At 62.5% G+C, this 14597-nt stretch carries 9 protein-coding genes; 3 read left to right on the top strand and 6 right to left on the bottom strand.

Translation table 11 applies throughout. The features are described 5' to 3' along the window. Positions 1-46: 46 nt before the first annotated feature. On the bottom strand, positions 47-808 hold the full coding sequence (locus tag HTUR_RS02570; RefSeq protein WP_012941731.1) for a GNAT family N-acetyltransferase: 762 nt from the start codon (positions 806-808) through the stop codon (positions 47-49). Between the two features lie 142 nt (positions 809-950). Here HTUR_RS02570 and ahbB point away from each other — a divergent pair, with 142 nt between their 5' ends. Beyond that, on the top strand, positions 951-1991 hold the full coding sequence (gene ahbB, locus HTUR_RS02565; protein ID WP_012941730.1) for a siroheme decarboxylase subunit beta: 1041 nt from the start codon (positions 951-953) through the stop codon (positions 1989-1991). Positions 1992-2924: 933 nt separating this feature from the next. On the opposite strand, the gene HTUR_RS02560 is transcribed toward ahbB, so the two are convergent. Together HTUR_RS02560 and HTUR_RS02555 are read right to left on the bottom strand one after the other, a co-directional pair. Then, positions 2925-4178 carry a Cdc6/Cdc18 family protein gene (locus HTUR_RS02560; RefSeq protein WP_012941729.1) on the bottom strand — a complete coding sequence of 418 codons (1254 nt, stop codon included), beginning with the start codon at positions 4176-4178 and terminating at the stop codon, positions 2925-2927. Positions 4179-4895: 717 nt separating this feature from the next. Beyond that, positions 4896-7970, bottom strand: coding sequence for an FAD-binding and (Fe-S)-binding domain-containing protein (locus HTUR_RS02555; protein WP_012941728.1), 3075 nt, complete (start codon positions 7968-7970; stop codon positions 4896-4898). Positions 7971-8511: 541 nt separating this feature from the next. Between HTUR_RS02555 and HTUR_RS28625 the strand changes: the two genes are divergently transcribed. Continuing rightward, complete coding sequence (locus tag HTUR_RS28625; RefSeq protein WP_012941727.1) at positions 8512-9459, top strand: polysaccharide deacetylase family protein; 948 nt, start codon at positions 8512-8514, stop codon at positions 9457-9459. 9 nt (positions 9460-9468) lie between these two features. Then, on the top strand, positions 9469-10566 hold the full coding sequence (locus HTUR_RS02545) for a GNAT family N-acetyltransferase (RefSeq protein WP_012941726.1): 1098 nt from the start codon (positions 9469-9471) through the stop codon (positions 10564-10566). Positions 10567-10634: 68 nt separating this feature from the next. Here the strand turns inward: HTUR_RS02545 and HTUR_RS02540 are convergent, their stop codons facing one another. The 3 genes from HTUR_RS02540 to HTUR_RS02525 form a co-directional block, all read right to left on the bottom strand. Then, complete coding sequence (locus tag HTUR_RS02540) at positions 10635-12386, bottom strand: lipopolysaccharide biosynthesis protein (protein ID WP_012941725.1); 1752 nt, start codon at positions 12384-12386, stop codon at positions 10635-10637. A 734-nt stretch (positions 12387-13120) separates the two neighbouring features. After that, positions 13121-13246, bottom strand: coding sequence for a hypothetical protein (locus HTUR_RS28400; protein WP_012941724.1), 126 nt, complete (start codon positions 13244-13246; stop codon positions 13121-13123). 389 nt (positions 13247-13635) lie between these two features. After that, complete coding sequence (locus HTUR_RS02525) at positions 13636-14523, bottom strand: 3-hydroxyacyl-CoA dehydrogenase family protein (protein ID WP_012941723.1); 888 nt, start codon at positions 14521-14523, stop codon at positions 13636-13638. Positions 14524-14597 lie beyond the last annotated feature (74 nt).

Here is a 14597-nt window from a genome sequence, read left to right as displayed (position 1 = left end):
GAGGACGGGTTCGACGCGGGATCGACGGTCCGCGGCCGTCAGGCGATCACAGTTCGATCGCCATCATCACCTCGTCGATGTACTCGTCCTCGAGTTTGTAGTGGTCCTCCCGGACGGCCTCGACGACCCACCCTCGATCCTCGAAGAACTCGATGGCCGCCTCGTTGGTCGAGGGGACGCTCTGATAGACCTTTTCGTGGCCCTGCGAGCGCACCCACTCGAGGGCGCGATCGAGCAGTTCGTTCCCGATCCCCATCCCGCGATACTCCTCCAAGACGCCGACCGTGAGTTCGGCAGTGTGAGAAAGCTTCTCTAAGTTGGGGACGTGCAGGTGGGCCCAGCCGACGACCTCTTCGTCGACGGTCGCGACGAAGAACATCCGCGATTCGAACTCGTTGTGCCGGAGCAGGACGTTCTCGTGGTCAAGTTCGTCGGCGACGGTCTCGGCCTCGATGTAGGTCATCCCCTCGACGAGCCGTCGCATCGCGCCGACGATGCCCGAGAGGTCCTCCTGTCTGGCGGGCCGAATCGTGACGTCGACGTCCTCGGTCAAGAACTCCTCGCGCTCGTCCTCGACGTCGATGGCGATACGCAACGTTCCGTCGTCGTCCTCCTCGAGATACCCGTCTCGTTTCAGGATCGCGACGTTGTGGCGGAACGCTCGCGTATACTGGGGATCTCCCGGCGGATCCTCAGGGAAGAGCGCCTCCCTGGCTCGATCTCGATCGACCGCGCCGTGGGTCTCGACGTACGCGTAGATCTGTTCTCGCTCGTCGCCTTCGATCGCGATCGGTTCGGTGAGTGCCATGTATAATGATAACGTCCACCACTGCTATAATCGTTTCAATAGTCACACATGAGAGACAGTCATCTGCGCGAATACGAGGACTGATTCCCGTTCGCCGCAGGGACCCGAAAGCAATACGGTGCCGTTCTCCCTAGGGCTGACAATGAGTACCCTCTCGGGGGACTGGCGCGAGGGGATCGACGACGTCGACGCGGCCATCATCGACGGCTACCAGAGCGGCGTCCCCGTCGAGGAGCGGCCCTTCCGATCGATCGGTGCCGCGCTGGGGATCGGCGAGGACGAGGCGCTCGAACGCGTGACGCGCCTCCACGAGTCGGGAATCGTCCGACGGTTCGGCGCCGTTCTCAATCCACCGGTGATCGGCTCGTCGACCCTCGCGGCCGTGCAGGCGCCCGCGGACCGGTTCGACGAGATCGCGGCCGTCATCAACGAGTACCGGCAGGTCAACCACAACTACGCCCGCGACCACGAGTGGAACATGTGGTTCGTCGTCACCGCCGGCTCGCGAGCCCGGCGCGACGAGATCCTCGCGGAGATCGAGGCGCGAACGGGCTGTCCCGTGCTCAATCTGCCGATGTTGACCGACTACTATATCGACCTCGAGTTCCCCGTCGTCAATGCCGATCGCTTCGCGCGCGAATCGCTCGAGGAGCGACTGGACTCCTCCGCGACGCGGATCAGCGAGGAAGCGACGGGCGACCTCTCCGCGCTCGAGGCCGAACTGCTGCTCGCGATCCAGGACGGGTTTCCGCTGTCGGCGACGCCGTATCGCGACATCGCCGGCGAGATCGGATACGCCGTCGGAGACGTTCTCGAGGGCGTCGAGCGGCTCGTCGCGTCGGGTTGTATCAAGCGGATCGGCTGCGTGGTCAACCACGTCGTCACGGGGTTCGACGCGAACTGCATGGTCGTCTGGGACGTCCCGGACGACCGGCTCGACGAGTGGGGCGAACGCGCGGGCGGGCTGCCGTACGTCACGCTCTGCTATCACCGGCCCCGTCGGCCCGACCGAGAGTGGTCGTACAACCTGTTCACGATGATCCACGGCCGCGATTCGGACGCCGTCGACGCGAAGATCGACGACCTGGCAACGGAATATCTCCCCGTCGAACACGAACGTCTCTACTCGACCGAGACGCTGAAACAGACCGGCGCGCGCTACGAGGAACTCGTCGGGCGCTGAGGCCGCCGCGTTTCCCGACCCAATCCGACCCGAACCAACCCGACCCCTGGCGGTTCCGGCTCTGTCGAATTTGGGTCACAACGGACGCTCCGCCGGAGCGCGCTCGTCTCGTCGCGTTTCACCCCAGGTGTCGAATGAAAATCCGTCGCGACCGGTTACCCCGGGTGTCGAGTGAAATCTGCGAGATACCACCACCCCAGGTGTCGAGTGAAATGGATGCGATTTCGCCCCGGAACGGACCTCTTTCACACACTTAGGAATCTGACACCCCGGGTGTCGAGTGAAATTCATTTCGGGAGTTCGCGTCTCGAGCGCCAAAAGCAGTCGCTACCGGTAGCGTCGGAGGGGTGCGTCCGATACCCCGGGCGTCGAGTGAAATCGCTTAAAAGTGTCACCCCGGGTGTCGAATGAAATCGACTGTGGGATGGTACCCCAGTATCGAGTGAAAGCAGCCAGCAGAGTCAGTCCGAGGAATCGAGTAGAGCTACTGGCACTGCTACCCCAAGTGTCGAATGAAACCGGCGGAATCGTCGTTTCGTGAACTCGAGTGAAACGCCGAGAGTCACTACCCCATGCGTCGAATGTAGGTTCGACATATCACGGGGTAGCGGCCATCTGAGCGGGTATGCGAACGATACCACCCCAGGTGTCGAGTGAAATGCGAGAGAATCACACGGCCGTCGCAGGCGTCGAATGAGAAAGCCGTGGTTCGGTGTCGAACGACTCGTCTCTCACCCCGGGTGTCGAATGAAATCGAGCGTCGGGACTCGAGAGGGCGTGAGTGAAACAATCGAGCCTGCACCATACCGGGCGCCGTCAAGACTGTACCACACCGAGCGTCATCGGGACCGTGTCACCCCGGGTGTCGAATGAATTCCTACCGATGATGCCGACGCTTCAGTCGCTCCGGAATCGACTACATTACGACTCCAGTCACTGGCGTTCGAGTTCCGAGAAGCGATCGTCGTCGTGAATAACGGCCTGGACGACGGACGGATCCTCCAACAGGTAGTAGTAATTCGTCACGCCGCTGCTGTATCCGCGGCCGACTCGTTCGGTCCGCCCGAGGATATCCAGAAAGACCTGCTCATCGAGTTTATCGCTCATCCGGCGCTGCGAGAGCGTCTCGATCCCGAGGGCGCTGTCCGAAGTGATGGACTTGTACATCTCGTAGATTTCGCGGGTCGCGAACTCCTCTCGATCGCTGTGTCGGTCCGCGAGTATCGACAGCGCGTACACTGACGCCTTGATCTGGGTCGGCTGCCCCTCGAGGAGTTGCGAGAAGCGGTCGATATCGGCCTTCTCTCGAGCGTTGCGGACGTGGATCTCGGTCACCTCGTCGGCGTCCTCGTCTTTCGCCAGTTCGCCGGCGTTTCGGAGGATGTCCAGCGCCTTCCTCGCGTCGCCGTGTTCCTGTGCGGCGAAGGCGGCGGAAAGCGGGATGACGTCGTCGGAGAGGACGCCCTCCCTGAACGCGTCCTCCCGATTGTACATGATTTCGCGGAGTTGGTTCGCGTCGTACGGCGGGAAGACGAACTCGCGGTCCTGGAGGCTGCTGAGGATCCGCTCGTCGAGCGATTCCTTAAAGGAGATCTTGTTGCTGATCGCGATGATCCCCACCTTACAGGCGTCCAGCTTCCCGGCTTCCCCCGCCCGCGACAGCTGCATGAGGATCTCGTTGTCCTGGAGTTTGTCGATCTCGTCGAGAATGATGATCGCGACGTCGTAGAGCTGATCCAGAATCGACCAGAAGCGTTCGTAGTAGACGTCGGTCGAGAGGCCAGTGACCGGGATGCTGATACCGGTCTCCTCCGGGTCGTTCAGTTCTTGTGCCAGATTGATCACGACGCGGGTCTCGGTCTTCGTCTGGGTGCAATCGATGTACGCTCGACCCATCTCCGTCCCGTTTTCGACCGAATACTGCTGGGCGCTCCTGGTGACGTGTTTCGCGACGAGCGACTTTCCCGTCCCCGTTTTCCCGTAGATAAGCGTGTTTCGCGGCGATTGGCCCTTCACCGCGGGATGAATACTCGAGGCGACGTTCTGAATTTCGCTGTCCCTGCCGATGATCCGGTCCTCGTTCGGAACGAGGTCGATATCGAGAAGTTCCTTGCGGCTAAAGATCGGGTCCTCCGTCGCCCAGAAATCCTCCAGAGATCCGTCTTCGTGACCGGAGCCGTCGTCCATACACACCACGTATCGAGGACGGTCACATATAGACTAGTGATTGGCAGTCACCGACTGTCGGATGTAGGTGCCGGAAATAAGCAGCAAGAAGGGGTCTATCGAGCGCGTTCGTCATACTGCGTCTATCCTCGCGTCGAGTGAATCCGGAACGCGCGCGGTCGACGGCACACGCCCGCTGTGCTAGCCATCAAATCGGAGGAGTGCCGACCGAAATCGCGATCGAAATTCGAGTGCGAATGCGGTGTAACGGACCGCCGTACTCGAGTAGCCCCACACCCCAGGTGTCGAGTGTAGATCGCCGAAAACCTCCGACAGATGACCTAAGGAGCGCTGTTGGAAATGGAAGTAGGGACTATAGATAGCTGAAACCAGTGAGAGACGTGTGAGAACTACCGGTGAGCGGACGGAGAATTGACAGGGAGACGGAGATCGAAGGCTCCGTTCGTTCGAACCATCGTTCGAACTTCGAATAGTCCAGTACGGTTCCGGTTTCCAGTAGTAGGTAATAAAACCTTCCATCCTATCATACGATATTTGCTATCAAACCAGACCTAGAACCATCACCCATTCCCATCACGCCCAGAAACGAGCTCTTCTCTCCGCTTTCGAGCGTCTACACTCGACACCCGGGGTGTGGGAGTATAGTCAGTGATCGGACACTCGTGGGTGGGAATACGCGGAGAAACACATAGGTTATATAGTTTAACTGAAACGTGGTCACTCGAGCGCGTTCGCAACCAGTTCGATCGGCGTCGGCGGGCTCTCGTCGGTGCCGGGCCGATGCTCGAGTTGCGTGCGACACGACGCGCCGGGGGCGACGACGCGGTCGCCCTCACTCGCGTCGACCTGCTCGTAGAGGATTTCGCCGATTCCGTCGCTCATCGAGGCATGTTCGGCCTCGTAACCGAAACTTCCAGCCATCCCGCAGCAGCCGGAGTCGAGCGGGTCGACGGCGTAGCCCGCCCGGCGCAGGACGCCGACGGCGTGGTGGTCCTTGGCGACGGCCTTCTGGTGGCAGTGGCCGTGGTAGGTCAGCGATTCGGCGGCCGCGTTCTCGTCGAACGCAATCTCCTCGTCCAGCCGGAACGAATCGACGTACTCACAGACGCCGTAGGTCGCGGCCGCGACCCGCTCGGCGCGCTCGTCGGAGAGCAGATCGAGGTAATCCAACTGGAACATGACCGCGTCGGAGGGTTCGATGACGACGACGTCCCGTCCCTCCTCGACGAGCGGTGCGAGCTTCGAGACGTTCTCTCGCGCGGTTTCGCGGGCCTTCTCGAGGAAGCCCTTCGAGAACGCCGGCCGGCCCGTATCGCCCAGCTCGTCGGGGACCGTCACGTGGACGTTCGCGGCCTCGAGGACGCGGACGGCTGCTTTCCCCGCGTCGGGATGGCTGTAGTTGGTGTACGTGTCAGGGTAGAGGACGACGCTCCGGTCGGCGGCCTGCTCGCTGACTCGCGCGCCGCCGCGCTGATCGAACCAGTTCCGGAACGTCGTCGCGCGGAACGTCGGCAGCGGGCGGTCGGACGCGATGCCGACGGTCGACTCGAGAACGCTCCGGGCGCCCGGCAGTTTCGGCAGGGCGTTCGAGAGCGGTGCGAGCTGGGAGCCCCACTTCGAGAGCGTCGCGACGTTGGCGAAGAGTCGATCGCGCAGCGTCGCGCCGTTGCGCTGGTGGTACTCGTGGGTGACCTCGGCCTTGAGCTTCGCCATGTCGACCTCGCTCGGACAGTCGATGGCACAGCCCTTGCAGCCGATACACAGTCCCATCACCTCCTCGACGAACTCGTCGGAGACGGCCTCATCGGGCTCGAGGTTCCCGCTCATGGCCTGCCGGAGCGCGTTCGCCCGGCCGCGGGTGGCGGTGATCTCCTCGCGGCTCGCCCGGTAGGTCGGACACATCACGCCGCCAGTGGTCTCCTGCTCGCCGCGACAGCCCCCGCAGCCGTGGCAGAGTTCGACCATTCCCTGCATGCCGTTGTCGGTGTCCCACTCGAGGGCGGGCTCGAAGCCGGCCTCGAACTCGTAGTCGGGGTCGAACCGTAGGTGTTCGCGCAGATCCGTGGGATTGTCCTCCCGAAACACGACCTGGCCCGGATTCAGGAGCCAGTTGGGGTCAAAGGCGGTCTTGAGGTCCTGAAACGTCTGCCAGAGTTCGTCGCCGTAGAGTTTGTGATTCCACTGGGTGCGGGCGCGGCCGTCACCGTGTTCGCCCGAGACCGATCCCCCCAGCTCGACGACGAGGTCGGTCACGTCGTCGGCGATCCCGTGTAACTGCTCGAGGCCGAGCTCGGTTTTCGTGTTCACGAGCGGCCGCACGTGGAGCACGCCCGGCCCCGCGTGGGCGTAGAAGCTGGCGTAGGTATCGTGTTCTTCGAGGATCGCTTCGAATCGCTCGACGAACTCGGGCAGCTCCGCGGGCGGGATCGCGGTGTCCTCGATGAACGAGATGTGCTTCTCGTCGGTCGTCCGCGAGAGGAGGATCGGGAGCCCGGACTTGCGGAGCTTCCAGAGCTGGGCGCGTTCTTCCTTCTCGTAGGCCTCGAGGGCCTCGAGGGCGAGCGTCTCCGCGTCAGAACGCGGAGCGTCTGAAGCCGGCTTGCCGGCAGGCGTCGCCGACGGGAGGCGATCGGCGAGCAGTCCCGCGACCAGCTCCTCGCCGTGGTCGGCGTCCTCGGCGTAGAACTCGACCAGCAACACGGCGTTGGTCCCCTCGGGGAGCATCTCGGTGACCGGCCCGAACTCCGCGGTGTCGCGCGCGAGGTCGATCAGGACGTCGTCTAACACCTCGATCGCGGCGGGGTCGTGTGCGAGAATCGGTTCGACGTCCCGCATCGCCTCGTGGAGGTCCGGATAGCACAGTAGGGTAACGGCCTTCGTCTCGGGGACGGACTCGAGCGAGACGGTCGCTTCGGTGACGATCGCCAGCGTCCCCTCGCTGCCGGCCAGCAGCCGCGCGAGGTTGACCGTTCCGGGCTCACCCGTCTCTTCGCCGCCCGGAAGCGTCGACCCGCGAGCCTCCGCGACGAGCCGATCGAGGTTGTATCCGGAGACGTTCCGCTTCAGATCGGGATACGTCTCCTCGATTAGGTCCGCCTCGTCCTCGATGATTCGCTCGACTTCCGCGTAAATACGCTCCTCGAGGCCTCCTTCGGGGTCGACGCGGTCGGCGACCTCCTCGAGGGTGACCTCGCCGAAGGTCGTCACGGTGCCGTCGGCGAGAACCGCCTCGCACTCCTCGATGTACGCGTCCGTTTTCCCGTACTTCAGCGAGTGCGATCCCGTCGAGTTGTTGCCGATCGCGCCGCCGATGGCGCTCTTGTCGCCCCAAGCGGGGTCGGGCGCGAACTTGAGGTCGTGGGGAGCGAGAGCCTCGTTCAGCGTCCCGAGGATCGTCCCGGGCTGGACCGTCGCCGTCCGCCCGTCGGGATCGATCTCGAGGATATCGTTCATGTGCCGCGTGAAGTCCAGGACGACGGCGCGGTTGACCGTCTGGCCGGCGAGGCTGGTGCCGCCGCCCCGCGGGAGCACTGGAATCTCCCGTTCGGCGCAGTACTCGACGATCCCAACGACGTCGGCAGTCGACTCGGGGAAGGCGACGGCGATCGGCGTCACCTCGTAGGGACTCGCGTCGGTCGCATAGAGCTCGCGGGAGTAGGAATCGCCGCGAACGTCACAGCCGACGAGTCGCTCGAGGTCGTCGACCAGCGCCGGCCGATCGACCTCGTCGCTTCGGTAGTCGTAGTTCGCACGTCCGTCGGCGGCCGGGTCGGCGCTCGACTCCAGTGACATAGTTGGCCCTTGTCCGGCGGCGCTTAAGTGATCATCCCTCGGGAAAGATCCCGCTCTCGAATGGTTCGTTCCGAAGCGTCCGAGATCAGCGGCGATATCCGCGGTAGTGTAACTGTTTCAAAACCGAATCGTCGGCCCGCGGTGTCGCCACGAATACTTGCTCCACGAGCAACTGGCGCCGATAACGGTGATCGTCACGTCGTCAGCCCGTCGTTCGGCCGGTCACCGCCACCGAACCGTACGAGAGCGATACGGTCTGAACGGTAGCCGCGATTCTCGTTTATGAGTTCGGCAAACGGTACGCGGTTCGATCACTTCCAGTTGCTTTTCTCTACAGCATCCAATTTAGACGCTAAGTATCTGTGTAACTGCTACAATCGAATTTAATATCAGGGGAAATACGAGCGATAGTATCGATGACTCACTCGAATGAGTTGCCATTATTCCGTATCAATTACACGACGGGTCCGGTCCGACTCCAATCAGACGACGCAAGTTCGGTTTCGATCAGCGATCGCGCACGGATCGCGCACGTAATCAGATGGGATCGGTCGTCATCTCCCTCGATGCAGAAGTAGGCTGGGGATTTCACCACGACGAATCTGTGTCGGAGACGTTTCTTCGCAACACGCGCCAGAACTGGCGTCGCCTCCGAGAGCTATTCGACGCGTTCGAAATTCCGGCGACATGGGCGGTTACCGGGCACCTATTCTTGCGCTCGTGTACTGACAGACACCGGAACCACCCCGCCGGCGAGCGATGCTGCCAGAAATCGATCGAAGACCTTCCAGCGACCGATATCTGGTGTGGAGCCGAACTCGTCGACGAAATCGCGACCGCCGATATCGACCACGAAATCGCCGGTCACGGGTTCACACACGTTCACTTCGACCACGATCGAATGGACGAAGCGTTCGCAACTCGAGAGATCGAAAACTGCGTTCGTGCCGCGTCGCGCCGCGGCCACGACCTGTCATCGTTCATCTTCCCCGTCAACAGGATCCGACACCGGGACGCACTCGCGGCACACGGTTTCGACTGTTATCGCGGTACGAACCCGCTCCGCGACTCGCAGAGTACGCTGACGCGACAGATGACGAAGCTATCGAGCGCTGCGGTCGGAAAACCGGCGCCGCCGATCGTCGACCCGTACGTCGACGACCGCGGCCTGGTCAACGTGCCGGCGTCGATCTACCTGTTCAACTTCGAAGCGAAGTATAGAAAACTGTTTTCCGCGTTCGGTGAGGATCCGGTAGTCAGACAAGTGAAATCCGGGATCGACCGCGTTGCCCGAACGGACGGCGTGTTGCACATGTGGCTTCACCCCCATAACCTCCGGACGCCGGCGCACTACCGGCGGCTTCAATCGATTGCGGGATACATCGACCGTCGTCGAAGCACGGACGGCCTACGCGTCGAAACCATGGCCGAGGTCGCAGACAGGGTGCGAAACGAGAGTCGACCGGAAACTACATTCGAGAACAGCTAACGTCTATCGATGACCAATTCGGACCCGTACGAGATCCGACAGTACGAACCGGCCGATAGGGACGCGTTTCTCGACCTGTTCGCCGACGTACTGGGCGGGCGAATGGGCAACGACTGGTTCACGTGGAAGTACGAACGGAATCCGTACGTTAACCACGTTCCTATCCTGGTTGCACAGCGGGACGACGAACTCGTCGGCGCGCGGGCGTTCTTCCCGCTCCGCCTCGCCGCGGGCGACGACGAGTTCAGCGCCTTCCAGCCGTGCGATTCGATGGTCCGTCCCGAGCACCAGCGTCGGGGACTCTTCACGCGGCTGACCGAGCGGGCGATCGACAGATACGACGACGCGGATCTGTTCTTCAACTTCCCGAACCACCGCTCGCTTCCGGGGAATCTCAAACTCGGCTGGCGGGTCGCGAGCGAGCGAGAGACGTACTACCGAATCCAAAATCCGACCGCGTGGCTCCCCCAACTCGAGCCGGTCGAGCCGATCGTTCGGTCGCTGGCGAGCGGGTACGTCTCGATCCGGGATCGATTTGCCGATCCGACCGATGCGGTCGAACTCTCGCGGTACGATCGCGTGCCGTCCTCGCTGCTCGCGACGCTGGCTTCGTCCGAGACGGTCCCGGAATTTCACGTCGTTCGCGACGAAACGTTCTACGAGTGGCGGTTCGCGAATCCGCTCTGGACGTACCGCACGATCGTCGCAACGCGGGACGGAGCGCCCGTCGCAGCGGTCGTCTACGGTCGACGGGATCGAACGAGCGGTCCGACGGTCGTCCGAATCCTCGACGTCCTCCCGCTCGCAGCGGGGACGAGTTCGTCCCCGTCCCGGCAGGCGACACTGGCTGCACTTCTTGACGCGGTGCTTCGAGAAACCGGCGATGCGGACGTCATCGCCGCTCCCGGGTCGGTGGTCCCCCGGTCGGTGTTGCGGTCGCGGGGCTTTCACAGCGACCAGCGAGCGCCCCTGAAGTGGGGCACCTCGTCGTCGACGCACGTCGTCAGACCGGCCGGGACACCACCGCTGGACTGGACGCGGTCCGGAACCCGGCTCGCGGACGGCGCGAACTGGCGACTCGCGTTCTGCGAGGTCGATAGCGGGTGAGGGCACCTCGTTTTCGGTGACCGCGTTCGTACGCTCGATCACCGAGCGCTAGGCCGAGAACGAACCCGTCACCGCCCTCGGCGGAGTTCGTCGATCAACTGCTCGATCGTCTGCCGCTGGCTCTCGATCCGTTCGTTCTGTCGTTCGATCCTCGTTTCGATCGTGTTCAGTCGCTCGCGAGCGTCCGAACTCGAGACCGCGTTGCTTTCTGCCGCCGTGCTTCGGTCTTCCGGTTGCTGTCTCTCTCCGACGGGTGACGCGTCATCGTCTGGGACCTCGTGGTCGTCCGCTCCGTGGTCATCGTCGACACCGTCGAATTTAGCACGGAGGGTAGAGCCGAACGAACCAATCGGGTCCGGTGCGGCCTCGAGAAGGGTGATAATTTCTTCGACATCAAGCGCACCGACGACGACTGCGGCCACGAGAAAGATCGCTGCACCCATCGGAGGGACGATGACCAGTGAGAAGATCGAATCCCCGAGAAATCGCACCAGTAGGCCGATTGGAAGCGCAGCGACTCCGCCCGCGAAAATGACCCGCGGAATCCGCGCACCGGTGACCGGGTCGAATCCGATTTCCCTGGCGCTCCAGACGTGAAACACGAACATCGTCCCGTAGCTGATGCTCGTCGCGACGGCCGCACCGTACATTCCGTACCGGGGGATCAACAGCGCGTTGAGCGCGATGTTGCCGACCGCCGCTGCACCGGTCGAGGCGATCAGCACGTGAAGATCGCCTTTGCCCTGTCCGATCGCGAGGATCGGTCGCGCCAGCGCGAACCCGACGCAGCCGGGAAGCAACAGGAGAATCGGACCGTAACTCGCTATGTACTCGGCGGGGTACACGATCGGGAGCGCAACCGGGGCGAGCGTGCCGATACCAATTGCGAGCAGTAACGTAAACAACAGCGTGTACCGGGTGACGCGAGCGGCGAGCGAGTTGATCCGCTCGTGGTTGCGATTCGACCAGATGTTCGAGGTCGAGTGCAAGAGCACGTTCTGTAACGCCAGCGGGACGATCCAGAGGAACTCCGCGATCGTGAGCGAAATCTTGTAGTAGGCGGTTTCCTGCGTCGTCCCGAGCACCCCGAGCATCATGACGTCGAGTTGGTACAGCGACGTTAAACAGAGGATCAAGACGATGCTAAGCGCGTTGAAAGTGAACAGTTCGCGGCGCGGAAAGTCTTTCGGCGGAATCCGGGCGATCGCGGTTCGCAGCGACACCGTTCGGTTTATCAGTGCGAGCCCGACGATCGAGGTCGTGACCGCGCCAGTCATGTGGCCGATCAGCACACCCTGAACGCCGTGGCCGCGGAATGCGAGGCCGACGCCGACGACGATGAACAGGATTTTATCGAGGAAGAGCAGCGGTTCGGAGTAGCGCTCGAGACCGAATCCCATGAGCGTCCGCCGCGTGTACTCGCGGAACTGGGAGGAGAGCACGAGCAACGAGAGGAGATAGAAGTACGTCCGATACGACGTCCCGAGCCGGGACGTTACGATCCCCGTTTGCGCCGCGAGAGCGAGTCCTAAACACCCGATCGCCGCGAGTAGGATCGCCATCCGGAGATAGAATCCGACGACGTGTTCGTCCCAGTGAGCCCTGTCGCGTTCCTCCGCGACGTACTTTCGTACGCCGTCGCCGACACCCGAACTGACGAAGATCATGTAGATCGCAAAGATCGACATCAGAAACGCGTAGTCGCCGTACCCCTCTCCTAGAAACCGGGTCAACAGCGGTGACGAGAGGAAATCGAGACCGATGAGGAGGAACTTGATGCTGACGATCGAGAGAAACCCGCTCGTGATGCTTCGTTTCATGCCTCGTGATGCGATCGTCCTGATGCGGCGGCGTCCGCGCCGCGCGTGATCGGTTCGGTCGACGTGTCGAGCGCCGGCGTGGGCTCGCCGACTCCGACTTGCGGGTCGGACGCGTCGACGGTGCGACGAAAGCGACCGGCGATGATCGGACGCGCGCAGTCGATGGAAGCGGCGGCGAACTCGTTCGCGTGCGCTGTAGAACGCGTCCGTACGTTCGACCGCTGGAACGGGGAGAGTGACGACCGACCGGTCAGATCCATCGACCGTTCGTAGTAATCGTTCTGGGATTATTATACAGCAAATAAACAGTCGGAAGCACCTATTTGCCTGAGTTCGGCGATGGCCACCCCGGTCGGGGAGGCGGACCGCGAGAGTCGCGTCGCGAAGACCATCCCGCGAGCGGCTGGCGTCGATCTCGCATTCATCTTCCAAAATACCATAAAGCAGTCATATATGTCTCCCAGATGCTTTCAACGCGACTTTCACACGTCGAAACACCGAAAAACGAATGAAACGTCGAAATATGGACGAATAAGCCGGTTTTGACGTCCAATTCGGTCGACAACCAGAAACAGTCAGATAGGGGGTTTTAATTTTCGTTCTAATAACGTTATACGGTCTTAAACGGCGAAAATATGGCGCTCTCGATCGAGATCGGTGGAACAGCGTTAAAAACATAATATAACAGGATAGAACGAGATCTTTTAATTGATATAGAATATTATGTCGTCTCACTACTCGCCGGTGAACTCCGGTTCGCGGCTCTCGAGGAACGCCTCGATTCCCTCGTGTCGTCTTCGATCGCAACCGGCCGAACGGTTCGGCTCGGGCTCGAACACCGTCCGCGAACGCTTCTTCATAGCGCTCTTCGCGGCTCGAGACGATCGGATTCGTCGCTGCCGCCGCCGAACTCCCGAATTCGTAGACACCGTTGAGCTCGTCTCCGTCGACGAGGCTGATCTCTTTCGCCGCCGCGGCGGCGATGAGTTCGTCTGAGAGGCACCCCCGGTCTTGGAATTCGATCACGTCCACGCCGGTAACGAACGCGCGCGAGCCCACCCGCCGGTGAAGACGGACACGCGAATCGCGTCCGCCGCCGTGGCCGCGGCGGCCCGTTAGTTCGGTGCGGACCCGCTAGTCGACGCCTCGGGGCGTTCGTGCGTTCGATGGCGACTGCCGTCTCCGCTCAGGGTGCCCGCCAACCGGGAAGAGACCGCCTCGAGAGTAGCGTCGAGCGCGGCGAATCCGATCATTCGTCCGTACCCCAGTCGCCGCTCGTGCCGACGCGCTCGCCGTTTTCCCAGACGTAGTAGCCCTCGCCGGTCTTCTTGCCGAGCTTGCCAGCCCGGACCTTCCGGCGCAGGGACTGTGGCGGCTTGAACCGCTCGCCGAGTTCCTCGCGGAGGTGTTCGGCGATGTGCAGGCGGACGTCCAGCCCGACGTGGTCGGTCAGTTCGATCGGCCCCATCGGATGGCCGTAGCCGAGTTCCATCCCCGCGTCGATGTCGGCCGGGCTGGCGACGCCCTGCTCGACCATCCGGATCGCCTCGAGGCCGAGTGCGACGCCCAGCCGCGAGGTCGCGAAGCCGGCCGTGTCGCGGACGACGACGTCCTCCTTCTCGATGCCCTGCACGTAGTCGACGGCGAAGGCCTCGGTGCGTTCGTCGGTCTGTTCGGCGATCACGATCTCGACGAGGTCCATGATATGGGGCGGGTTGAAGAAGTGCAGCCCCACCGCGCGCTCGGGGTGCTCGAGTGCGCTGGCCATCTCCGTCACGGAGAGCGAGGAGGTGTTCGACGCGATGACGGTCTCCTCGCCGGTCGCCGCCTCGACGTCTGCGAAAACCTCCTGTTTCAGGTCCATCTCTTCGGGCACCGCCTCGACGACGAGGTCCGCATCGTCGACGGCCGCCTCGAGGTCGGTCGTCCCGTCGATGCGCTCGAGGGTCTCCTCCATCTCCGACTCGGTGAGTTTGTCTCGATCGACGCCGCCCTGGAGGTTAGTTCGGATTCCCTCGAGGCCGTCCTCGACGAGGCTCGCCTCGATATCCCGCAGGACGACGTCGTGGCCCGCCATCGCCGAGACCTGCGCGATTCCGTGCCCCATACTGCCCGCTCCGAGGACTGCGATCTGCATGTGCTATTCCACAGCGGAAGCTGTCAAAAGCGTTCCCGTTCGAACGACCGCTTCCGGGTGAGGACGACCGCTCG

This window comes from Haloterrigena turkmenica DSM 5511, from assembly GCF_000025325.1.
GTDB lineage: Archaea > Halobacteriota > Halobacteria > Halobacteriales > Natrialbaceae > Haloterrigena > Haloterrigena turkmenica.
The sequence above is the reverse complement of the archived record's forward strand: the minus strand, read 5'-3'. Positions and strand labels throughout refer to the sequence as shown.